The sequence below is a fragment of the Pasteurella testudinis DSM 23072 genome (assembly GCF_900176075.1).
In the GTDB taxonomy this organism is placed as follows: Bacteria; Pseudomonadota; Gammaproteobacteria; order Enterobacterales; family Pasteurellaceae; genus Chelonobacter; species Chelonobacter testudinis.
In genome coordinates this window covers 63022-84821 of sequence record NZ_FWWV01000069.1, presented here as the reverse complement: position 1 = coordinate 84821, position 21800 = coordinate 63022, and the positions used below count along the sequence as shown (strand labels likewise).

Annotated in this window: 22 protein-coding genes; 21 read left to right on the top strand and 1 reads right to left on the bottom strand. The window is 49.0% G+C overall.

Annotation, left to right across the window (positions count from 1 at the left end):
* Nucleotides 1-21: 21 nt before the first annotated feature.
* The 17 genes from B8880_RS14135 to B8880_RS14055 all read left to right on the top strand — a co-directional run bounded on the left by B8880_RS14135 (nucleotide 22) and on the right by B8880_RS14055 (nucleotide 14512).
* Nucleotides 22-327, top strand: coding sequence for a BolA family protein (locus tag B8880_RS14135; RefSeq protein ID WP_084258214.1), 306 nt, complete (start codon nucleotides 22-24; stop codon nucleotides 325-327).
* Between the two features lie 373 nt (nucleotides 328-700).
* Nucleotides 701-2041 carry a Na(+)-translocating NADH-quinone reductase subunit A gene (locus B8880_RS14130; RefSeq protein WP_084258213.1) on the top strand — a complete coding sequence of 447 codons (1341 nt, stop codon included), beginning with the start codon at nucleotides 701-703 and terminating at the stop codon, nucleotides 2039-2041.
* Nucleotides 2042-2043: 2 nt separating this feature from the next.
* A complete protein-coding gene (locus tag B8880_RS14125) occupies nucleotides 2044-3294 on the top strand; it encodes an NADH:ubiquinone reductase (Na(+)-transporting) subunit B (protein ID WP_084258212.1) in 1251 nt (416 codons plus the stop codon).
* Nucleotides 3287-4057, top strand: a complete 771-nt coding sequence (locus B8880_RS14120) for a Na(+)-translocating NADH-quinone reductase subunit C (RefSeq protein ID WP_084258211.1) — start codon at nucleotides 3287-3289, stop codon at nucleotides 4055-4057. The genes B8880_RS14125 and B8880_RS14120 overlap by 8 nt, the downstream gene beginning before the upstream one ends.
* On the top strand, nucleotides 4050-4679 hold the full coding sequence (locus B8880_RS14115; protein ID WP_084258210.1) for an NADH:ubiquinone reductase (Na(+)-transporting) subunit D: 630 nt from the start codon (nucleotides 4050-4052) through the stop codon (nucleotides 4677-4679). The genes B8880_RS14120 and B8880_RS14115 overlap by 8 nt, the downstream gene beginning before the upstream one ends.
* A gap of 2 nt (nucleotides 4680-4681) precedes the next feature.
* Complete coding sequence (gene nqrE / locus B8880_RS14110) at nucleotides 4682-5278, top strand: NADH:ubiquinone reductase (Na(+)-transporting) subunit E (protein WP_084258209.1); 597 nt, start codon at nucleotides 4682-4684, stop codon at nucleotides 5276-5278.
* 15 nt (nucleotides 5279-5293) lie between these two features.
* Nucleotides 5294-6517: an NADH:ubiquinone reductase (Na(+)-transporting) subunit F gene (nqrF, locus tag B8880_RS14105; RefSeq protein ID WP_084258208.1), complete on the top strand. Its 1224-nt coding sequence runs from the start codon at nucleotides 5294-5296 to the stop codon at nucleotides 6515-6517.
* A gap of 22 nt (nucleotides 6518-6539) precedes the next feature.
* Nucleotides 6540-7595, top strand: a complete 1056-nt coding sequence (locus B8880_RS14100; protein ID WP_084258207.1) for an FAD:protein FMN transferase — start codon at nucleotides 6540-6542, stop codon at nucleotides 7593-7595.
* Nucleotides 7596-7615: 20 nt separating this feature from the next.
* Nucleotides 7616-7846, top strand: a complete 231-nt coding sequence (gene nqrM / locus B8880_RS14095) for a (Na+)-NQR maturation NqrM (protein ID WP_084258206.1) — start codon at nucleotides 7616-7618, stop codon at nucleotides 7844-7846.
* An 82-nt stretch (nucleotides 7847-7928) separates the two neighbouring features.
* Nucleotides 7929-9113, top strand: coding sequence for a tRNA 2-thiouridine(34) synthase MnmA (mnmA, locus tag B8880_RS14090; protein ID WP_084258205.1), 1185 nt, complete (start codon nucleotides 7929-7931; stop codon nucleotides 9111-9113).
* A complete protein-coding gene (locus tag B8880_RS14085; protein ID WP_143933452.1) occupies nucleotides 9110-9592 on the top strand; it encodes a GNAT family N-acetyltransferase in 483 nt (160 codons plus the stop codon). Before mnmA ends, B8880_RS14085 begins: the two co-directional genes overlap by 4 nt.
* Nucleotides 9589-10092, top strand: coding sequence for a phosphoribosyltransferase (locus B8880_RS14080; protein WP_084258203.1), 504 nt, complete (start codon nucleotides 9589-9591; stop codon nucleotides 10090-10092). The genes B8880_RS14085 and B8880_RS14080 overlap by 4 nt, the downstream gene beginning before the upstream one ends.
* A 132-nt stretch (nucleotides 10093-10224) precedes the next feature.
* Nucleotides 10225-10848: a high frequency lysogenization protein HflD gene (gene hflD / locus B8880_RS14075; protein WP_084258202.1), complete on the top strand. Its 624-nt coding sequence runs from the start codon at nucleotides 10225-10227 to the stop codon at nucleotides 10846-10848.
* Between the two features lie 18 nt (nucleotides 10849-10866).
* Nucleotides 10867-12234, top strand: a complete 1368-nt coding sequence (gene purB, locus B8880_RS14070) for an adenylosuccinate lyase (RefSeq protein ID WP_084258201.1) — start codon at nucleotides 10867-10869, stop codon at nucleotides 12232-12234.
* A 113-nt stretch (nucleotides 12235-12347) separates the two neighbouring features.
* Nucleotides 12348-12875: an inorganic diphosphatase gene (gene ppa / locus B8880_RS14065; RefSeq protein WP_084258200.1), complete on the top strand. Its 528-nt coding sequence runs from the start codon at nucleotides 12348-12350 to the stop codon at nucleotides 12873-12875.
* Nucleotides 12876-12971: 96 nt separating this feature from the next.
* Complete coding sequence (locus B8880_RS14060; protein ID WP_084258199.1) at nucleotides 12972-13742, top strand: M48 family metallopeptidase; 771 nt, start codon at nucleotides 12972-12974, stop codon at nucleotides 13740-13742.
* A gap of 8 nt (nucleotides 13743-13750) precedes the next feature.
* On the top strand, nucleotides 13751-14512 hold the full coding sequence (locus tag B8880_RS14055) for a M48 family metallopeptidase (protein WP_084258198.1): 762 nt from the start codon (nucleotides 13751-13753) through the stop codon (nucleotides 14510-14512).
* 230 nt (nucleotides 14513-14742) lie between these two features.
* Here the strand turns inward: B8880_RS14055 and tal are convergent, their stop codons facing one another.
* Nucleotides 14743-15693, bottom strand: coding sequence for a transaldolase (tal, locus tag B8880_RS14050; RefSeq protein ID WP_084258197.1), 951 nt, complete (start codon nucleotides 15691-15693; stop codon nucleotides 14743-14745).
* Between the two features lie 208 nt (nucleotides 15694-15901).
* Between tal and lptD the strand changes: the two genes are divergently transcribed.
* The 4 genes from lptD (at nucleotide 15902) to B8880_RS14030 (ending at nucleotide 21748) form a co-directional block, all read left to right on the top strand.
* The gene (gene lptD / locus B8880_RS14045) at nucleotides 15902-18253 is read left to right on the top strand and encodes an LPS assembly protein LptD (protein ID WP_084258196.1); all 2352 of its coding nucleotides are present in this window, start codon (nucleotides 15902-15904) and stop codon (nucleotides 18251-18253) included.
* Between the two features lie 39 nt (nucleotides 18254-18292).
* Nucleotides 18293-18979, top strand: a complete 687-nt coding sequence (gene dsbC / locus B8880_RS14040; protein ID WP_084258195.1) for a bifunctional protein-disulfide isomerase/oxidoreductase DsbC — start codon at nucleotides 18293-18295, stop codon at nucleotides 18977-18979.
* Between the two features lie 86 nt (nucleotides 18980-19065).
* Entirely contained in the window at nucleotides 19066-20781 is a 1716-nt protein-coding gene (gene recJ, locus B8880_RS14035; protein ID WP_084258194.1) for a single-stranded-DNA-specific exonuclease RecJ, read from the top strand.
* 103 nt (nucleotides 20782-20884) lie between these two features.
* Nucleotides 20885-21748, top strand: a complete 864-nt coding sequence (locus B8880_RS14030) for a thioredoxin domain-containing protein (RefSeq protein ID WP_084258193.1) — start codon at nucleotides 20885-20887, stop codon at nucleotides 21746-21748.
* Nucleotides 21749-21800 lie beyond the last annotated feature (52 nt).

Genomic DNA, 21800 nt, shown 5'->3' with positions numbered 1-21800 from the left:
TTTTCGATCGTGGGAGTTTTTATGGATCAACAACAAATTACCGCACTTTTACAGCAAGCCTTGCAGCCAAGCTATCTTGAGGTTATCAACGAAAGCCATATGCACAGTTCCGGCAAAGGCGCCAATTCGCATTTTAAGGTGATTATCGTCGCCCAAGCCTTCAGCGCTTTGCGTGCGGTTGCCCGCCATCAAAAAATTTACCAACTGGTGCAGCCGCAGCAAAATGCGATTCATGCGTTGGCGATCCATGCGTATGATGAAGCCGAATGGCAGCAAAAACAGCGGCAGGTGATTGCGTCTCCGAATTGTATGGGGCATGGAGATTAACCCTTTGTAGTTATATTTATAACATCATGATAACAAATCTGGATAAATAACGGACTCAGATCAAAAAAAGTCATGGTTAAAGTAGAATTATAGGGGCTTAATTGGGTACAATAAGCCGTTTTTATTATCAAAAATTTAACTATCCGAGAGTGATTGCTCCCAGGACGGAGCTGAAGAGTCACTTTGGGTGTTTTCAGAATTTGAGTTTTAACTTTTATGTTTGAGTGGTAAGCGTTTATTTGTTTTTGCGGGTTTCCGTATGATGAAGCTTTTCCTCCATTCATTACTCAAAACGAGGCTGTTGCCGCCGCGCACATGCGCTGTTGCGGTAGCAGTCGTGATGTAAACCTAACTAAAAAGTAGTGCTAACAATATGATTACAATTAAGAAAGGCTTGGATCTTCCAATTTCAGGGAAGCCGGCACAAGTAATCCAGAATGGTCCTGCCATTACTGAAGTTGCGGTGCTTGGCGAAGATTATGTGGGTATGCGTCCGTCTATGAGTGTCCGCGAAGGGGATATTGTCAAGAAAGGTCAGGTGCTTTTCTCTGATAAGAAAAACCCGGGTGTGGTGTTCACCGCACCGGCAAGCGGAACCGTAACGGCGATTAATCGCGGCGCTAAGCGTGTATTACAATCGGTTGTGATTCGGGTTGAAGGCAACGAGCAAATCACCTTTAATCAATATGATCGTCAACAACTGTCGTCTTTAACCGATGAGCAGGTTCGTCAAAATTTACTGGAGTCCGGACTATGGACGGCTCTGCGTACCCGTCCGTTCAGCAAAAACCCTGCGGTTGACAGCGTACCTGCGGCGATTTTTGTCAATGCGATGGATACCAATCCGCTAGCGGCGGATCCCGTGGTGGTTATTCGGGAAAACGAACAGGCGTTCCAAGACGGGCTGGTGGTGCTAAGCCGTTTGAACAGCGAAAAACTGTATCTGTGCAAAGCCGGCGGTGCTGTCGTAGCGACACCGCAAATCGCCAAACTGCAAACCGAAGAATTCAGTGGTCCGCACCCTGCCGGATTAAGCGGCACGCACATTCACTTTTTGGATCCGGTCAGTGCGACTAAATCCGTTTGGTATTTGAATTATCAAGACGTGATCGCGATCGGGAAATTATTCACCAGCGGAGAACTGTACGTTGAGCGCGTGGTCGCACTAGGCGGACCGCAAGTGAAAAATCCTGCGTTGCTGCGCACCTGCTTAGGCGCGAATCTTTCGCAATTGACCGCAAATGCGTTGCAAGACGGGGAAAACCGCGTCATTTCAGGCTCGGTGCTAAGCGGCACTACTGCTGTCGGTGCACATGATTATTTGGGACGTTATGCTTTGCAAGTTTCCGTGATTGCCGAAGGACGCGAAAAAGAGTTTCTGGGCTGGATTATGCCGGGGGCGAATAAATTCTCTATCACCCGCACCGTGTTGGGGCATTTCGGTAACAAGCTGTTTAACCTGACTTCAGCCGTTCATGGCGGGCATCGCGCAATGGTACCGATCGGTGCATACGAACGTGTTATGCCGTTGGACATCATTCCGACATTGTTACTCCGCGATTTAAGTGCGGGTGATACCGACAGCGCCCAAGCGCTAGGTTGTCTGGAACTGGACGAAGAAGATCTGGCGCTTTGTACGTTTGTCTGTCCGGGCAAAAATGAATATGGTCCAATCTTGCGCGCTGCGCTAGACAAGATCGAGAAGGAAGGTTAAAAATGGGTTTAAAACATCTTTTAGAGAAAATCGAACCTGCGTTTTTGCCGGGTGGGAAGTATGAGAAGTGGTATGCGTTGTATGAAGCAACAGCCACCTTTTTGTATACACCGGGAACGGTAACCAGCAAGTCTTCCCATGTGCGCGATGCAATCGATTCAAAACGCATGATGGTATTGGTGTGGTTAGCGCTGTTCCCGGCAATGTTCTACGGTATGTATAACGTGGGCGCGCAGTCGTTATTGGCGTTGGGCAGTCTGGCATCGCCGGACGTGTTTGCGCAAAATGTGGCGCAAAATATTGCCAACGACTGGCATTTCGCTTTGGCGGATATGTTCGGGGTGCTGTCGCCGGATGCCGGCGTGATCGCCAAAATCGTGCTGGGTGCAATTTTCTTCCTGCCAATCTATGCCGTAGTGTTTGTGGTCGGTGGTTTTTGGGAAGTGCTGTTCGCCATGATCCGTAAGCATGAAATCAACGAAGGTTTCTTCGTGACCTCAATCCTGTTGGCATTGATCGTGCCGCCGACCCTGCCGTTATGGCAGGCAGCACTAGCAACCACTTTCGGGGTTGTAGTGGCGAAAGAAGTGTTCGGCGGTGTCGGTAAGAACTTTATGAATCCGGCGTTGGCTGGTCGCGCATTTCTGTTCTTCGCCTATCCGGGACAAATTTCCGGTGATACGGTTTGGGTGGCAGCCGACGGTTTTTCCGGCGCAACCGCACTTTCACAGTGGGCCATGGGCGGAGAAGCCGGTTTGAAACACGTCGTAACCGGCGAACCGATCCAGTGGATGGACGCATTTTTAGGCAATATTCCGGGTTCTATCGGTGAAGTGTCCACATTGGCATTGTTAATCGGAGCGGCGATTATCGTTTTTGCACGAATCGCTTCTTGGCGGATTATTGCCGGTGTGATGATCGGTATGATTGCGACGGCGACACTGTTCAATATGATTGGTTCCGACACCAATCCGCTGTTTGCGATGCCTTGGCATTGGCATTTGGTACTGGGCGGCTTTGCTTTGGGTATGTTCTTTATGGCAACCGATCCGGTTTCGGCCTCGTTCACCAATAAAGGAAAATGGTGGTACGGCGCATTAATCGGCGTGATGTGTGTGTTAATCCGCGTGGTTAATCCGGCTTATCCGGAAGGCATGATGTTAGCGATTCTATTTGCTAATTTGTTTGCACCGTTATTTGACTACTTAGTAGTTCAAGCAAATATCAAACGTAGGAGAGCTCGCAATGTTTAAGAAAGACAGTTTTGCAGGCACGATTCTGGTTATTCTGCTCGTCAGCTTAGTCTGTTCGATTATTGTTGCCGGCTCTGCGGTGAGCTTGAAACCGGTACAGGAAGAGCAAAAATTACTGGATAAACAAAAAAATATCCTCAGCGTGGCCGGTTTGTTACAACCGGGAATCAATATTAAGCAGGTTTATGCGAAAAATATTGAACCGCGTTTGGTTGATTTGAATACGGGTGAGTATGCACCTGAACAAGCCGGATTTGACGCTGCGGCTGCGGCTAAAAATCCGCAAACCAGCATTGCTTTGCCGGCCGAAGAAGATTTGGCGAAGATTCGCCGCCGTGCCAATTTAGCGGAAATCTATTTGGTGAAAAATGATCAGGGACAAGTGGAAAAAATCGTCCTGCCGATTTACGGTTCAGGTCTTTGGTCTGTGATGTACGGCTTCATGGCGATTCAGCCGGACGGCAATACGATTGACGGTATCACTTATTACCAGCACGGTGAAACGCCGGGACTGGGCGGTGAAATTGAAAATCCAAGCTGGCAGGCTCAGTTCCTGGGCAAGAAAATTTATAACGCCCAAGGGCAGGAAGCGCTGTTTGTTGCCAAAGGCGGTTCGGCCAATAAAGAACATGGAATTGACGGTCTATCCGGTGCGACTTTAACCGCGAACGGTGTTGACGCCAGTTTCAAATTCTGGTTTGGTAAAAACGGTTTCGGTCCGTTCTTGGAAAAACTTAGAACAGGAGAATTAAACAATGGCTGAGTTAAAAGGTAGAAAGGGCTTATTGTTATCCCCTATCTTGGATAACAACCCTATTGCATTGCAAATCCTCGGGATCTGTTCTGCGTTGGCGGTGACCACCAAGTTGGAAACGGCTGTAGTAATGGCGATTGCGGTAATATTTGTTACTGCGTTTTCCAGCTTCTTTATTTCTTGCATTCGCAATTTTATTCCGAACAGCGTACGGATTATCGTGCAAATGGCGATCATTGCCTCTTTGGTAATTCTGGTTGACCAAATCTTGCGCGCTTACGCTTACGATATTTCCAAACAGCTCTCGGTATTCGTCGGTTTGATTATCACCAACTGTATCGTTATGGGACGTGCGGAAGCGTTTGCGATGAAAGAAGGTCCGATTGACAGTTTCTTGGACGGGGTCGGTAACGGTTTGGGCTACGGTGCGATTTTAATCGTGGTGGCGTTCTTGCGTGAACTGATCGGTTCCGGAAAATTGTTCGGCGTAACGATTTTGGAAACCATCAATAACGGCGGCTGGTATCAGCCGAACGGTTTGTTCCTGTTGGCGCCAAGCGCATTCTTTATTATCGGTTTCGTGATTTGGTTATTAAGAACCTACAAACCGGAACAAGTGGAGAGTAAATAAGCATGGAACATTATATCAGTCTTTTTGTGCGTTCGATTTTTATCGAAAACATGGCACTGGCTTTCTTCCTTGGAATGTGTACTTTCCTCGCGGTATCGAAAAAAGTATCGACCTCTTTCGGTTTGGGGATCGCGGTTATCGTGGTATTGGGTATCGCCGTACCGACCAATAACATCGTGTATAACCTGATCTTGAAAGACGGCGCGTTGGTTGAAGGCGTGGATCTCAGCTTCCTTAACTTTATTACCTTTATCGGTGTGATCGCCGCGCTGGTACAAATTCTGGAAATGATTTTAGACAAATACTTTCCGGCGTTGTACAACGCCTTGGGGATCTTCCTGCCGTTGATTACCGTAAACTGCGCAATCTTCGGTGGCGTATCTTTCATGGTACAGCGTGATTACAACTTTGCCGAATCGGTTGTGTACGGTATTGGTGCAGGTACAGGTTGGATGTTGGCAATCGTAGCGTTAGCCGGCTTAACAGAAAAAATGAAGTATTCCGACGTGCCGAAAGGCTTGCGTGGATTGGGAATCACATTTATTACTGTTGGCCTGATGGCGCTTGGCTTCATGTCATTCTCCGGCATTCAGTTGTAAAGAGAGGAATAGCAGATGGAAATCATTTTAGGTATCGCAATGTTTACCGTGATTGTTCTGGCTTTGGTGGTGCTGATTTTGTTCGCCAAGTCAAAACTGGTCAACTCCGGTGACATTACTATCGGGATCAACGAAGATCCGAGCAAAGCGATTAAACTGCCTGCGGGCGGTAAGCTGTTGGGCGCATTGGCGAGCGAAGGCATTTTCTTGTCTTCCGCTTGCGGCGGCGGCGGCTCTTGCGGTCAATGCAAGGTTAAAGTATTACACGGCGGCGGTGATATTCTGCCGACCGAACTTTCCCATATCAGTAAAAAAGAAGCCAAAGAGGGCTGGCGTTTGTCTTGCCAAGTCAATGTCAAAAGCGATATGGAAGTGGAAGTCGAGCCGGAAATCTTCGGCGTGAAAAAATGGGAATGTACCGTTATTTCCAACGATAACAAAGCCACGTTTATTAAAGAACTGAAACTGGCGATTCCGGAAGGGGAAGAAGTGCCGTTCCGTGCCGGCGGTTATATTCAGATTGAAGCCGAGCCGCATACCGTCAAATACAGTGATTTTGACGTGCCGGAAGAGTATCGTGAAGACTGGGATAAATTCGATCTATTCCGTTATGTGTCTCAAGTGGACGAACCGATCACACGGGCGTACTCCATGGCATCTTATCCTGAAGAGAAAGGTATTATCATGTTGAACGTGCGGATCGCAACACCGCCGCCGAAACAGCCTGATGCACCGCCGGGACAGATGTCTTCTTATATTTGGTCGCTGAAAGCCGGTGACAAAGTGACGATTTCCGGACCGTTCGGTGAATTCTTCGCGAAAGATACCGATGCGGAAATGGTGTTTGTCGGCGGCGGCGCCGGTATGGCGCCGATGCGTTCGCATATCTTCGATCAGTTAAAACGTTTGCATTCCAAGCGTAAAATGTCGTTCTGGTATGGTGCGCGTTCCAAACGCGAAATGTTCTATGTGGAAGATTTCGACGGCTTGCAAGCGGAAAACGATAACTTCAAATGGCATGTGGCGTTGTCTGATCCGTTGCCGGAAGACAATTGGGACGGTTACACCGGCTTTATCCATAACGTATTGTATGAAAACTATCTGAAAGATCATGAAACACCGGAAGATTGCGAATACTATATGTGCGGACCGCCAATGATGAATGCCGCCGTTATCGGCATGCTGAAAAACTTGGGCGTTGAAGACGAGAATATCCTCTTAGACGACTTCGGTGGTTGATAATCATTTTTGGAATGAAAAAATGTTATTAAAACAAGTGATTAACTGGCTGGCCCGGCTTGGGCTAGCCTTTTTTATTAGTTTCGCTGTCGTTGCCTGCGGTGAAAAAAATACCGAAGTCAGTTTTTCCGGTAAAACGATGGGCACGACCTACAGCGTTAAATATTTGAGCGAAAGCAAGCAGAACCTGCTGTCACCGGCAGAGGTGCAACAAGCGCTTGACCGCACTTTGCAAGAAGTGAACCGCCAAATGTCCACTTATCAGAAAGATTCGGAGATTTCGCGTTTTAACCAATGGCAGCAAGTGGATACGCCTTTTGCAATTGCGCCTGAATTTGCTAAAGTCGTGCAGGAAGCGATTCGCCTGCATCAACTGACTGACGGCGCACTGGATATTACCGTCGGGCCGCTGGTCAATTTATGGGGCTTCGGACCGGAAAACCGTCCGGATAAAGCACCTAGTGCGCAAGAAATTGACGCGCGCCGTGCCTGGATTGGATTGGATAAATTGACACTGGGCAAGCAAGGAACACAGCACCAATTAAGCAAAAGCGTGCCGAATCTGTATATCGATCTCTCCTCGATCGCCAAAGGTTTCGGTGTTGATCAATTGGCGGAGTATTTGGATTCGCTACACATCGCCAATTATATGGTTGAAATCGGCGGTGAAATTCGGGCGAAAGGCTTGAACCAAGCAGGTAAAGCGTGGCAGATTGCGATTGAAAAACCGGAATTCGACGGTTCAAGAGCGGTGCAGCAAATTATCGGCCTGCAAAATATGGCAATGGCAACCTCCGGTGACTACCGTAACTATTTTGAACAGGACGGCGTGCGCTTCTCCCATGAAATTGATCCGAAGAGCGGTAAGCCGATTCAACATAATTTGGTGTCGGTTACGGTGCTCAATCCGTCAACCATGACCGCCGACGGTTTGGCGACCGGTTTATTCGTATTGGGGGCAGACAGGGCATTGGCGATTGCCGAAAAAAATAATCTGGCGATTTACCTGATTATCAAGACAAACACCGGTTTTGAGACTAAAATGTCATCAGCTTTTCAACAGATTTCAGCACAGTAAGATTAACGGAAGGACAGATCATGAATCTATTTTTGATTACATTCGGCTTTTTTGTATTGGTGATTTTAGCCATGTCGGTCGGTTATTGGGTTAAACGCAAATCGATCCACGGCAGCTGCGGCGGAATCGCCACACTCGGCTTGGAAAAAGTCTGCGATTGCCCCGAACCTTGCGATAACCGCAAAGCCAAAATGGCGGCGGAAGAAGCGGCCAGACAGCAAAAATTGCAGCAGCAAGAACGCATTATTTAATATGATATCGCCCCAAATCCCGTCGGGCATTTCTGCCCGACAACAGCAATAACATCAGCAAAGATTAACAATTGGACGTGTAATGACCTTAATTTCAGCGACATTTGAGAAATTAAATCCTCTCACCAGTGCACAAAAAGCGGCAAATGCCGCCAAAAAAGTAATCGTCGGTATGTCCGGCGGCGTAGATTCGTCGGTATCGGCGTATATTCTGCAACAGCAAGGCTACCAAGTCGAAGGGCTGTTTATGAAAAACTGGGAAGAGGACGACGACAGCGACTACTGCACGGCGGCGGCGGATTTGGCGGACGCGCAGGCGGTGTGTGATAAGCTGGGGATTCATCTGCACAAAATCAATTTTGCCGCCGAATATTGGGACAACGTATTCGAACATTTTTTGACTGAATACCGCGCCGGACGTACGCCGAATCCGGATATTTTGTGTAACAAAGAGATTAAATTCAAAGCTTTTTTGGAATATGCCGCCGAAGATCTGGGGGCGGATTATATCGCCACCGGACACTATGTGCGCCGTTCCTTTGTCGATGAAAGTGCGGTCGGCGCTAAAGTGCAGCTGCTGCGCGGCTTGGACAGCAACAAAGACCAAAGCTATTTTCTCTACACCTTAAGCCACGAACAGGTGGCGCAAAGCCTGTTTCCGGTCGGCGAACTGGAAAAACCGGTGGTGCGTCAAATTGCGGAAGAGCTGGGGTTAATCACCGCCAAGAAAAAAGACTCGACCGGAATTTGCTTTATCGGCGAGCGCAAATTCAAAGATTTTTTAGCGCGTTATCTGCCGGCGCAGCCGGGCGAGATTCGTACCCTTGACGGTGAAGTCATCGGTCGCCATGACGGCTTGATGTATCACACCCTCGGTCAGCGCAAAGGTTTACGCATCGGCGGCGTGAAAGGCAAAGACGAAAATGCGTGGTATGTGGTTGAAAAAGATTTGGCTAACAATGTGTTAATTGTGGCGCAAGGGCTGGATAATTCCGCCTTGTTATCCAGCGGTTTAATCGCACAACAGCTGCACTGGGTCAATCGTGACGCTATCCGCCAACCGTTGCGCTGCACGGTGAAAACCCGCTATCGCCAAGAGGATATCGCCTGTGAAATTCTACCGCTTGACGATGATAAGATCGAAGTGCGGTTTGATGAAGCGCAAATCGCGGTGACGCCGGGACAATCCGCCGTGTTCTATCAAGGCGAGGTTTGCCTAGGCGGCGGTATTATCGAAAGTGCGGTTAAAAGTGCAATTAAGCAGTGAGTGATAACCGAATGGCAACCGCACTTTCCGCCTTAACGATTCGCCTAATGCAAATGGACGATTACGCCCAAGTTGCCGAACTGTGGCAAAACACGCCCGGCATGGGAATGAGCGAGCTGGACGACAGCGAACAGGGCATTTGCGCATTTTTGGCGTTTAATCCGAATCTGAATTTTGTGGCGGAAATCGATCAGCAACTGGTCGGCGTGATTATGTGCGGCTACGACGGCCGCCGCGCCACGATTTACCATATGGCGGTGGCGCAAACTCAGCAAGGCAACGGTGTGGGAACCGCACTTTTGCAGCGTTTGCAACGGCAATTGAGCGAGCAAAACATCAGCAAAGCGCGCTTGTTAGTCTTCGCTGACAACCAAAGCGGCAACCGCTTTTGGGCAAAACAAGGCTGGACACTGCAAAACGCGTTGAATTATTATTCGAAAGATTTCAGCAAGACGGAAAACGAAGGGCAACAGCAATGATCGGCGATGTCGTTTTAACCGAGAGTGCGATTCAGCAAGGCGTGGCAAAAGTTGCCGATGTATTGAACAGACAATACCAAAGTGCGGTAGTGATCACTGTCGTTCCAGGCGGCATTCTGTTTACCGCGGATTTGGTCAGAAAGCTGACATTTGGGATTGAAATGGATTATATCTCCTGCCCGCATACGCCCGGCGATCGCCAAAACCAATCGGCGATTGTTTATCATCAGACTATTCCCGTAACAAACCGCGATGTAATCCTGATTGACGACGCAATTGAATCCGGCGGCACAATGCAGCGTTTAGTTGCGCATCTGCAAACTTTTTCGCCAAAATCTCTTGCCGTCGCCACCTTGTTTGTCAAACCGGGACGGGTTGAGATTCCGGTTAAACAATACTATGCCTACGAAATGGAAAACGACGATTTACTGGTCGGCTACGGCTTGCCTTGGCAAAACAAACAGCGTAATCTGCCGTTTGTGGCGAAATTAGCCAAGTAAGTGCGAGCTGCTGTACACCGTGAAATCTGTCGGTTGAGGCATTGTAAACTTTTAAAAACAGTGGAACAGTGTTATAGTTTCGCCAGTTTGATAGAGACTTTCGAGCCGATATAAGGATTATTTTTACCCACCATGGCAGACTACCACGATCTCACCCTTGCGCTTGCCGGCGTTTGTCAGGCGGCGAAGTTGGTGCAGCAATTTTCCGAGCAGGGCAGTGCCGATCAGGCGGCGTTTGCCGTTTCATTGAAGTCGTTGCTGAATACCTCTCCGCGTTCCACACTTGATGTTTATGGCGATAACACAACAAATTTACGTTTGGGGCTGACCACCTTGTTAGAGCAGGTTTCCGGCGGCAGAGGCGAGTTGGATATGAATGTCGGACGTTATTGGATGAGCCTGATTGCGTTGCAAGCCAAATTGGATAAAAATCCGCAAAGCAAACAATTGCTCGGTAATCGGATTCAGGGGCTGGAACGCCAACTACAACATTTTGACTTGCTTGATGAGCAGATGATTGCCAGTATCGCCGATATTTATGTCGATGTGATTAGTCCGCTGGGGGCGAAAATTCAAGTCAAAGGCTCGCCGTTATATTTACAGCAACCTGCGATTCAAAATCGGGTGCGCGCCACTTTGTTGTGCGGAATCCGTTCGGCGGTATTGTGGCGGCAGCTTGGCGGCTCACGCCTGAAGTTGCTGTTCAGCCGCAATAAATATTACCAGCAGGCACAACAGATCTATTCTTCTCTCTAACCACACGGAGTTTTCTTCATGCAACTTAATGCTTTAACCGCACTTTCCCCGATTGACGGCCGTTATCAAGATAAAGCCGCCGGTTTACGTTCAATTTTCAGCGAATTCGGCTTGTTGAAATTCCGTGTGACGGTGGAAGTGCGCTGGCTGCAAAAATTGGCGGCGACGGCGGAAATTCAGGAAGTAGCGGCACTTTCCACTGCGGCGAACGACTACTTAAATCACATAGTCAGCGAGTTTTCATTAGCGGACGCACAACGGATCAAGGAAATCGAACGCACCACCAACCACGATGTGAAAGCGGTGGAGTATTTCTTAAAAGAAAAATCCGAAGCCCTGCCGGAGCTGGCGGCGGTGAGCGAGTTTATCCATTTTGCCTGTACTTCCGAGGATATCAATAATCTGTCGCATGCGTTAATGCTGAAAACCGCCAAAGAAGAGGTGATTTTACCGGCATGGCAAAAACTGATTGACGAAATCAAAGGCTTGGCGGAACAGTTCAAAACCATTCCATTGTTATCGCGCACCCACGGACAACCGGCGTCGCCGTCCACGGTTGGCAAAGAGATGGCGAATGTGGTTTACCGTTTGCAGCGCCAATTTAAACAACTGCAACAAAGCGAAATTCTCGGCAAAATCAACGGTGCAGTCGGCAACTACAATGCCCATTTGTCGGCGTATCCGGAAATTGACTGGCATACATTCAGCCAAGAATTTGTCGAAAGTCTGGGCGTGAACTGGAATCCGTACACCACCCAAATCGAGCCGCATGATTACATTGCCGAAATGTTCGACAATATCGCGCGTTTTAACACCATTATTATCGATTTTGACCGTGATATGTGGGGCTATATCGCCTTGAACCACTTCAAACAACGTACGATTGCGGGCGAAATCGGTTCGTCCACCATGCCGCACAAGGTCAACCCGATTGACTTTGAAAATTCGGAAGGCAATTTGGGCTTGGCAAATGCAGTGATGGCGCACTTGGGGGCGAAATTGCCGATTTCCCGTTGGCAGCGGGATTTAACCGATTCCACTGTGCTGCGTAATTTGGGGGTGGGGTTGGGCTATACCTTGATTGCCTATGCGGCGACCAGCAAAGGGATCAGCAAACTGGAAGTCAACGAAGCGCATTTGCGTGCCGAATTGGATCAAAACTGGGAAGTGCTGGCAGAGCCGATCCAAACCGTGATGCGCCGTTATGGGATTGAAAAACCGTATGAAAAATTGAAAGAATTGACGCGCGGCAAGCGGGTTGATGCGGCGGCGATGCAGGCGTTTATCGACGGCTTGGCGATTCCGCCGGCAGAAAAAGAGCGGTTAAAACAGCTGACACCGGCGGGCTATATCGGTGCGGCAGTCGAGTTGGTGGAAAAGCTGTAATTCTATAAGTACGGTTTAAGCCAAACCGCACTGTTGGATTTTCTCGACAAAACGAAAAGATTGACGCTATAATTCATAGCGTTTACATTCACTATTTTAAAAAGGAATACAAAATGGGTTTAGAAAAAGTCCCTGCCGGTAAAGAACTGCCGGATGATATTTATGTGGTTATTGAAATTCCGGCAAATGCCGATCCGATCAAATATGAAGTGGATAAAGAATCCGGTGCGGTGTTTGTCGATCGTTTTATGGCGACGGCGATGTTCTATCCTGCCAATTACGGCTACATTAACAACACCTTGTCACTAGACGGCGATCCGGTTGACGTGTTGGTGCCGACCCCGTATCCATTGTTGCCGGGTTCCGTGATCCGCTGCCGTCCGGTCGGCGTATTGAAAATGACCGACGAAGCCGGTTCCGATGCCAAATTGATTGCCGTGCCGCACAGCAAACTGAGCAAAGAGTATGAGCACATCAAAGACATCAACGATGTGCCGGCACTGTTAAAAGCGCAAATTCAGCACTTCTTTGAAAACTACAAAGCGCTGGAAGCCGGAAAATGGGTGAAAGTGGACGGTTGGGAAGGCGTTGAAGCGGCGCGTGAAGAAATCAAAACCTCGTTTGAGCGTGCGCAGAAATAACGTTGTTTCTTTCCCTTGTTACGGAAAGTGGGTTTATTGATCAGATACCGCTCTTTGCAAAAGTGCGGTATTTTTTTAAATTGTGAGGAAGTGATGATGAGAAAACAAATCAAAGCATGGGCATTAACTGCCGCATTATCCGTGGGTTTGGCAGCCTGTGCCGACACTCAAACCATTAACCAGCAGGCGGCGAGCAGCTATACCCAAACCGTTAACGAGATGAAGCAACAAGGGGTGATTGATACCACGTCCAACACCGCAAAACGGATTAATGCCGTGTTCCAGCGGATCAAGCCGTATGCGGAAAAAGCCAATGACACCGGCGTGCCGTTCCAGTGGCAGATTACCGTAATGAAAAGCAACGAGTTGAATGCGTGGGCGATGCCGGGCGGCAAAATGATGTTCTATACCGGCTTGGTGGATAAATTAAAGTTAACCAACGACGAGATTGCAGTGGTGATGGGGCATGAAATGGCGCACGCCCTGAAAGAACACGGCAAACAAAAAGTGAATTTCGGCATGGCAACCGGCATTTTAGGCAGTGTTGGCAGCGCCGTATTGACCGCGACAACCGGCTATGATTTCAGCAGCGTGGTCGGCTTGACCCAAGAATACGGCCTAAACAAACCGTTTTCGCGCAGCAATGAAACCGAAGCGGACGAAGTCGGGTTATTGCTGATGGCGGAAGCCGGTTACAATCCGGAAGCTTCGATCAGCTTGTGGCAGAAAATGAGTGCCGCCAGCGGCAGTTCCGGCAGCGCCTTGGAAGGGCTGATGTCAACCCACCCGACCGATGCCGCACGCGAAGCCAACCTGCGTAAATTGATGCCGCAAGCGTTAGAAATTTACCAGAACGCCAAAAAATAGTGACGGTGATGAACAATATCCGCTTATTCGGCCTGCTAGCCCTGTCGCTGCTTTTGAGTGCCTGTATTAACAGTGACGGGCTGAATCAAAAATCCGAGAAAAATTACCGTCGGATTGTTGATCAAATGGAAATGTTCGGCGTAGTCGATAAACAGTCGGCGCTTGATCGCCGAGTGCAACGGATTTTTTCAAGCCTGCACCCGATTGCGGAAAAATATCACGGCAACGGCGCAACCTTTGCTTGGGAGATTGCGCTGTTTCGCAGTCCTGATGTCAGCGCATGGACGATGCCCGGCGGTAAAATGATTATCCACAGCGGATTAATCGAGAAACTGCGTTTAAGCGACGATGAATTATCGGTCATTTTGGCGCATGAAATGGCGCATGTGGTGAAAGAACACGGGAAAAATCAGGTCAATCTAAGCCGAATCAGCGGTGCGGTAGGGCTGTTCGGCTCGGCGGCGGTGTCAAGTGCGGTCAACTACGCCGGCAGCGCATTGGCGCTGGCGCCGGAATACATGATCAATAAACCGTTTTCACGCAGCAACGAATTGGAAGCCGATGCGGTCGGCATCTTGATTATGGCGCAGGCAGGCTATAATCCAAACAGTGTTAAACCGCTGTGGGAGAAACTGTATGAGTTTTCCGGCGACAATGACGGCAGCCTGAAACAACTGCTCTCCACCCACCCAAACTATGCGGAGCGCGAAGCCAATATCGAAAAAATCCTGCCGCAAGCGCAAGTGCTTTATCAGCAAAGCCGGCAATAAAGCAACTTGGGTGCAACATCGTTAAGTTACCTCTAAGTAAGTACCGAAGTATTAGCCAATGATCGCACTTTAAAAGGTTTTCTCAAAAATCAGATTGGTATTTTTCTGTGTGTAGGAATACATCGACGGCAGTTTCGGCAGCCGCACTTGAGATATAAAACGCGGTGGATTTGCAGCATAAAAAAATCGGAATCCGTTGTGGATTCCGATTGGTTTTTTAGATTAAGTGGTTACAGTTTTTCAGCCAACATCGCTTCCAATTTTTCTTGGTCGGCGGCGAATTTGCGGATACCGTCGGTCAGTTTTTCCACTGCCATCGGGTCGCTGTTGTGTTGCCAGTAGAATTGCGCTTCGGTCAGCGGTTCTGGGCGCTCTTTGACGTTGCCTTTGAATTCCAATTTGCGCACCAGCGGTTCGTTGCTTTCTTGCAGCTCTTTTAACAAACCCGGCGCAATGGTTAAGCGGTCACAGCCGGCAAGTTCGGTGATTTCGCCGATATTGCGGAAGCTGGCGCCCATGACGACGGTTTTGTAGTCGTATTTTTTGTAGTAATCATAGATTTCAGTGACGGAAACCACGCCCGGATCTTCGTGCGGCGCATACTCTTTTTTGTCGCTGTTGGCTTTGTACCAGTCTAAAATCCGACCGACGAACGGAGAGATTAGATACACGCCAGCTTCGGCACAGGCGCGGGCTTGCGCTTGTGAGAACAGCAGGGTCAGGTTACAGTTGATGCCCTCTTTTTCCAACACTTCGGCGGCACGGATACCCTGCCAAGTGGAGGCGATTTTGATCAAAATGCGGTCGTTGCTGATGCTGGCCTGATTATATAATTTGATCAATTTGCGTGCTTTTTCGATGGTCGCTTGTGTGTCGTAGGACATACGCGCATCAACTTCGGTCGAAATGCGTCCCGGTACGATTTTCAGGATTTCCAAACCGATATTCACCGCCAATTTGTCTTCGGCGTCAATCAATTGTTGTTTTTTATCACTGCTTTGCTGTTTGGCATAAGCGACGGCGTCATCAATTAACGGTGCGTATTGTGGTAAAGACGAGGCGCTTAAAATCAGGGAGGGGTTGGTGGTTGCATCTTGCGGTTGATAGGTTTTAATGGCCTCGATATCCCCTGTGTCGGCAACAACCACAGTGATCTTGCGTAATTCTTGTAACTGCGACATGGTTTTTCCTCATATTAGATTGAATAAAAAGATTCAATTCATTCTAACCTTATTAAGGGCGAATGTGCCAATAATTTCTCCAATAGATTAAAATTTTTATCGGATACTGTGGCAGGTTAAAATATTCACATGATCAATAACCGGATTTCGAGTACAATCAACCAAGTTTCTCTGTTTTATAACCATTTTTATTACCGTAGGTTACAGAATGCAAAAAAATACATACAGCCTGCTGACACTGTTGATTTTGAGTTCGTTATACGCCAATGCCGCGCAAGCCGATCTGAGACAACAGTGTCTGTTGGGCGTACCGCACTTTAGCGGTGAGCCGGTCAAAGGCGATCCGAATGAGTTGCCGGTTTATATCGAAGCCGATCGTGGCGAAATGTCGCACGCTACGGAAGCCTCTTATCAGGGCGATGTGGATATAAAACAGGGCAACCGGCGGTTGCAGTCGCAACACGCTAAAATTACGACGCAGGGCAGCGGCGAGCAAATCGAGCGCTTTGCTTATGTCGACGGCGATTTGGCGTATCGGGACGAACAAATCGATCTCAGCGGCAGCAATGCCAAGATCAATTTGAACAGCCAAGACAGCGATATTGAAACGGTGGACTATCAGTTTGTCGGTCGTCAGGGACGAGGCACAGCGCAGCAGGCGGAAATGCGTGCGCGTTACCGCACTTTGCACAATGCTTCTTTCACGTCTTGTTTGCCGAATGATAATGCTTGGTCAATCGAAGCCGATGAAATCCGTCAGGATTTGCAGGAAGAAGTGGCAGAGATGTGGGGCGCGCGCTTTAAAGTGCTGGGTGTGCCGATTTTGTATGCGCCGTATTGGCAGCTGCCGTTGGGCGATCGCCGCCGCAGCGGTTTGCTAATGCCGCAGTTCAGTATGTCCAGCCGTGACGGTTTCAGCTATGCCCAGCCGGTGTACTGGAATATCGCACCGAATTACGACGCCACTATTACGCCGAAAGTGATGACCGATCGCGGCTTGCAGCTGTTGACCGAGTTCCGTTATCTGAACCAGTTCGGTTTGGGGACGATTGCGAGCGAATATCTGCATAAAGATCGTTTGAAAGAGTATTTGGGTGAGAATAAATCCCGCCACCTGTTTTTCTGGCAACACGCCGCCAGCTTCGGCGATTGGCGGTTGAACGTGGATTATACCCGTGTCAGCGATAAGCGCTATTTCAACGATTTCACCTCCGAATACGGCAACAGCACCGACGGCTATGCCACGCAAAAATTCAGTCTGGGCTATTACCAACCGAACTACAATTTGGTTATTTCCGGCAGACAATTCCAGATTTTCGACGAAACCGATGTCGGGCCGTACCGTGCTTTGCCGCAAATCGATTTTAACTATTATCAAAACGGGTTGGCGAACGGTTGGCTGGATTTTGCCTTGTATTCGCAAGCCGTGCATTTTGACAACGACAGTGCGATGATGCCGAAAGCGTGGCGTTTCCATGTGCAGCCAGAGTTGAATTTGCCGCTCAGCAATGACTACGGCAGCTTGAATTTGCAGACTAAATTATATGCCACCCACTATCAGCAAACGAAAGGCAAAGGCGAATATGCCGAAGAGGTTCAGCGCAGCGTGAATCGGGTGTTGCCGCAATTCAAGGCCGATTTGCAAACGGTGTTGCTCAATTCTCAAAACTGGATTGAGGGATACACCCAGACTTTGGAACCGCATGTGCAGTATTTGTATCGTCCTTACAAAGATCAGAGCAATATCGGTGCGAAAGATGTCAACTCCAACTATTTGGGCTTGGGTTATGACAGCGCGTTGTTGCAGCAGGACTACTTCTCATTGTTCCGTGATCGCCGTTACAGCGGTTTAGACCGAATCGCTTCGGCGAATCAGGTGACGGTCGGCGGCACAACCCGTTTCTTTGATGACAATGCGGAAGAGCGTTTCAACCTTTCGTTGGGACAGATTTACTACCTGACCGCTTCGCGCATTGACGATTCGCTGGATAACAGCACCAGCCGCCACTCTTCTTCCTGGTCGGCGGAATCGAACTGGAAAATCAATAGCGATTGGAATTGGCGCGGCAGCTATCAATATGACACCGTGCTGAATAAAACCGCACTTGCCAATATGGCGCTGGAGTTTAATCCGAGCGGCAACAATCTGGTACAGTTGAATTACCGCTATGCCAGTCAGGATTATATTAATCAAAACCTGCAAGGCGGCGCAAACCGTTATGATCAGGATATCAAGCAAATCGGGGCAACCGTGGCATGGGATATTGATGACAATTGGGCGGTAATCGGGCGTTATTACCATGATGTGGCGCTGAATAAACCGGTCGAGCAGTACGGCGGCATTCAATATAACACCTGTTGTTGGAGCATCGGCATCGGCGCACGGCGCTATTTAACCTCTAGTAATGACAGCAACGCGGCGGCGGATCAGGTGTTTTACGATAATTCGGTCGGCATTAACTTTGAGATTAGAGGACTGGGTAGTAACTACTCCAGCGGATTGCGCAGTATGTTGCAAAAAGGTATGCTGCCTTATGTGAAGCCGTTCAGTTTGGAATAAAGTGCGGTTTGGCATAACTACAACATGATAAGGAAAATAATGAAAAACTCTCTGTTACTTCTCGGCACGGTGTTCAGCGGCATGGCGCTGGCTTCCGATACGGCGATCAACCAGCGTTTGTCCGCACTCGGCATGACCAATACCGAGATCCAACAATCTCCGTTAACCGGCATTAAATCGGTGATTTCCGATCAAGGCATTTTTTATGTATCGGAAAACGGCAATTATATTTTGCGCGGTGATCTGTTCGAATTAAAAAACGGCGATTTGGTCAATTTGAGCGAAAAAATGCTGTTCGGCAAACTGAATGCGTTGGCTGACGAGATGATCGTTTATCCGGCAAAAAACGAAAAATATGTGGTGACGGTGTTTATGGACATCACCTGCCACTACTGCCATTTGCTCTACAGCAAAAAGCAGGAATATAACGATTTAGGCATTACCTTGCGCTTTTTGGCGTTTCCGCGCGCCGGATTGGACAACCAAACCGCACGGCAAATGGAAGCCATTTGGCAGGCAACCGATCGTAATCAAGCACTGGACAACGCCGAAAACGGCAAATTGCCGCAACAGCTGAAAGCGCCTGAAATCGTGGCGAAACATTATGCGTTGGGACGGCAATACGGTGTGCGCGGCACGCCGAGCATCGTGACCGACAGCGGCGAAATGCTGGGCGGTTATCTGCCGCCGAAAGACTTGCTCGCAGTCTTGCAGGGCGAACAATAGTTTCTCCTGTTTTAGCAACAGCACGGCGGATTTTATCCGCCTTTATTGTTGATTTCTCCCCGATTTTTTAAGGTTTAAAAATTTTTGTGAATAAAGTCATTCGCCGCCGCCAGCCGCCAGCGATCTTGCCGTTGGCGGATAATCCGTTGTTGGATCGCATTTTGTCGGCACGCAATATCCGTGATAAACGGCAGCTTGACCGCACTTTGCAAGCGATGTTGCCGCCGCAGCGGCTTAACGGCACGCAGGCGGCGGTGGAACTGTTGCTGACGGCGTTGCAGCAGCAGCAGAAAATCGTAATTGTCGGCGATTTTGATGCCGACGGCGCGACCAGTACCGCACTTGCGGTGTTGGCGCTGCGCAAGTTAGGCTTTCAACAGGTGGATTATCTGGTGCCGAACCGTTTTGAACAGGGCTATGGTTTAAGCGTGGAAGTGGCGGAAATGGCGCTGGCAAAGCAGGTGCAGCTGCTGATCACGGTGGATAACGGCGTTTCCTCCCATGACGGCGTGGCGTTTGTGAAAAAGTGCGGTGTCAAGGTGATCATTACCGATCACCATTTGCCGCCAAACGAGCTGCCTGCCGCTGATGCGATTATTAATCCGAATCTGCAAGATTGCGATTTTCCGTCCAAATCCCTTGCCGGTGTGGGGGTGACTTTTTATCTGATGTTGGCATTGCGTGCGGCGCTGCGTGAGCGTGGTTTGATCGCCGCACAGGATTTGCCGAATTTTGCCGAATTTCTCGATCTGGTGGCGTTGGGTACGATTGCCGATGTCGTACCGCTCGATCAGAACAACCGCATTTTAGCCTATCAAGGCATTGAGCGGATTCGCGCGCAGCGCTGTCGTTACGGCATTCAGGCGCTGGCGGAAATCGCCAACCGCGATCTCAGCCGTTTTGTTGCCTCTGATCTCGGTTTTGCTATCGGTCCGAGATTAAATGCCGCCGGCCGTCTGGATAATATGAGTGTCGGCGTAGAGCTGCTGTTGGCGGAAGATATGTTCACTGCCCGCCAGTTGGCGCACGAGCTGGACGCATTGAACCAAACCCGCAAAGAGATTGAGCAGGGCATGAAGCTGGAAGCATTGCAGATTTGCAGCCAACTGCATGAATTAGAACAAGAATTGCCGTATGCGATTGCGTTGTATCGTGCCGATTGGCATCAGGGAGTGCTGGGAATTTTGGCTTCGCGGATTAAAGACCGTTTTCATCGTCCGGTGGTGGCGTTTGCCCATGATCAAGCGGGCATTCTGAAAGGTTCGGCGCGTTCGATTGAAGGACTGCATATCCGTGATACGCTGGAACGGATCGACCAACGTTGTCCGGGCATGATTTTGAAATTCGGCGGGCACGCGATGGCAGCCGGTCTGAGCATTGTCGAAAGCCGTTTTACTGAGTTTCAACAGGTGTTTGCCGAAACCGTGTGCGGTTGTTTGGCGCAGGAACAGTTAACCGGCGTGATTTGGTCGGACGGCGAGCTGTCGCCGGACGAGATGAGCCTGCAAACCGCAGAGTTGATTGCCGCATGCGGCCCTTGGGGACAGGCCTTTCCGGAGCCGCTATTTGACGGCGAGTTCACGGTATTGCAGCAGCGGCTGGTTGGCGGGCGGCATTTGAAGATGATGCTGCAACCGCATAACGGCACGCAACTGTTTGATGCGATTGCTTTTAATATTGATCCGCAGCGCTATCCGGATTTATCGGTGAAACAGATGAAAATTGCTTATAAACTGGATATTAATGAGTTTCGCGGTAATCGGCAGCTGCAGTTAATGGTAGAATATCTGCAACCGTTATAAAAATAGAGTAGAATAAAGTCGGATCGCCAATAAAATATCGGTTATTTAAAGAAAAAACAGCGGCAGGCAACAAGCAGGCAACAAAGAGATATCGAGTTATAGCATGAAAAATAAACTAGGTCAGCTGTGGCTGACAGGAATGTTGTTTTCGTTATTTTTACCGCTGGTGTCGGCACAGACAGCCGATGACAGCGGGCAACAAGTGCAGGCTGCAGCGCAACCCGGCCGTTCCGAGCAGAACAATTCCGTATCAAGTGATTTAGCGCAAGATCACTCGGAGCAAATCCGTCCGTCAGAGCAAGGCGGGTTGCCGCCATCAAGTGCGGAAACGCCTAGTGCAGACTTTGCTTTTGAAGACGGCAAGGATTACTTCTCTTATACCATTCCGATTAGATCCAGCCCGATTGACGGTCGGATTGAAGTCAAATTGTTTTTCACCTATGAATGCCAGTATTGCCTGACCGCATTTGATAATTTAACCCTGTATCAGCGCTTGCATGATGAACAGATTCGCCTGATGTTACAGCCGATTGCGACCGAAGATGCGTTGTTTGGCCCGAATGTCTATTACAGTCTGCTGAATTTGGATCGTCAAGGCTTGGCGGAACTGTTGCTGTTTGACAGCGCGGATAAGCAAGGCAAAGCCTCGCTGGTCGAAGGCGAGAATTTGTATCATTGGTTGATTGAACATAATATCGCGCTGGATCAATTTTTAATGCAGATCAAATCGTCGGCGGTAGCCGACAAAGCGAAAGAAGCGGTTGAGTTGACCGAAAAATACGGGGTGTTTACCAGCCCGTTCGTGGTGATTGACGGGCAATATGTGTTGACCAGCAGTACCTTGTATAATGATGATTATACCTTTGCGGTGATGGATTTTTTAATTTCACGGATTTTGCAGCAGCAACAGCGCAAAACCACCTTTGTCGCAGAGTCAAAACTCAATTTGCCAGTCAATAGTCGTTAGAAAACAGTCGTTAGAAAACAGTCGTTAGAATATAGGTGTTAAAAGGAAGCAA

Excerpts from the sequence above, each read along its gene's own strand:
- B8880_RS14115 (WP_084258210.1), top strand. The coding sequence starts at position 4,050 with ATGGCTGAGTTAAAAGGTAGAAAGGGCTTATTGTTATCCCCTATCTTG.
- nqrE (WP_084258209.1), top strand. The coding sequence starts at position 4,682 with ATGGAACATTATATCAGTCTTTTTGTGCGTTCGATTTTTATCGAAAAC.
- B8880_RS14055 (WP_084258198.1), top strand. The coding sequence starts at position 13,751 with ATGAACAATATCCGCTTATTCGGCCTGCTAGCCCTGTCGCTGCTTTTG.
- B8880_RS14130 (WP_084258213.1), top strand. The coding sequence starts at position 701 with ATGATTACAATTAAGAAAGGCTTGGATCTTCCAATTTCAGGGAAGCCG.
- B8880_RS14030 (WP_084258193.1), top strand. The coding sequence starts at position 20,885 with ATGAAAAATAAACTAGGTCAGCTGTGGCTGACAGGAATGTTGTTTTCG.
- dsbC (WP_084258195.1), top strand. The coding sequence starts at position 18,293 with ATGAAAAACTCTCTGTTACTTCTCGGCACGGTGTTCAGCGGCATGGCG.
- B8880_RS14100 (WP_084258207.1), top strand. The coding sequence starts at position 6,540 with ATGTTATTAAAACAAGTGATTAACTGGCTGGCCCGGCTTGGGCTAGCC.
- B8880_RS14135 (WP_084258214.1), top strand. The coding sequence starts at position 22 with ATGGATCAACAACAAATTACCGCACTTTTACAGCAAGCCTTGCAGCCA.
- lptD (WP_084258196.1), top strand. The coding sequence starts at position 15,902 with ATGCAAAAAAATACATACAGCCTGCTGACACTGTTGATTTTGAGTTCG.
- B8880_RS14080 (WP_084258203.1), top strand. The coding sequence starts at position 9,589 with ATGATCGGCGATGTCGTTTTAACCGAGAGTGCGATTCAGCAAGGCGTG.
- mnmA (WP_084258205.1), top strand. The coding sequence starts at position 7,929 with ATGACCTTAATTTCAGCGACATTTGAGAAATTAAATCCTCTCACCAGT.
- purB (WP_084258201.1), top strand. The coding sequence starts at position 10,867 with ATGCAACTTAATGCTTTAACCGCACTTTCCCCGATTGACGGCCGTTAT.
- B8880_RS14060 (WP_084258199.1), top strand. The coding sequence starts at position 12,972 with ATGAGAAAACAAATCAAAGCATGGGCATTAACTGCCGCATTATCCGTG.
- B8880_RS14125 (WP_084258212.1), top strand. The coding sequence starts at position 2,044 with ATGGGTTTAAAACATCTTTTAGAGAAAATCGAACCTGCGTTTTTGCCG.
- ppa (WP_084258200.1), top strand. The coding sequence starts at position 12,348 with ATGGGTTTAGAAAAAGTCCCTGCCGGTAAAGAACTGCCGGATGATATT.
- B8880_RS14120 (WP_084258211.1), top strand. The coding sequence starts at position 3,287 with ATGTTTAAGAAAGACAGTTTTGCAGGCACGATTCTGGTTATTCTGCTC.
- nqrF (WP_084258208.1), top strand. The coding sequence starts at position 5,294 with ATGGAAATCATTTTAGGTATCGCAATGTTTACCGTGATTGTTCTGGCT.
- nqrM (WP_084258206.1), top strand. The coding sequence starts at position 7,616 with ATGAATCTATTTTTGATTACATTCGGCTTTTTTGTATTGGTGATTTTA.
- tal (WP_084258197.1), bottom strand. The coding sequence starts at position 15,693 with ATGTCGCAGTTACAAGAATTACGCAAGATCACTGTGGTTGTTGCCGAC.
- hflD (WP_084258202.1), top strand. The coding sequence starts at position 10,225 with ATGGCAGACTACCACGATCTCACCCTTGCGCTTGCCGGCGTTTGTCAG.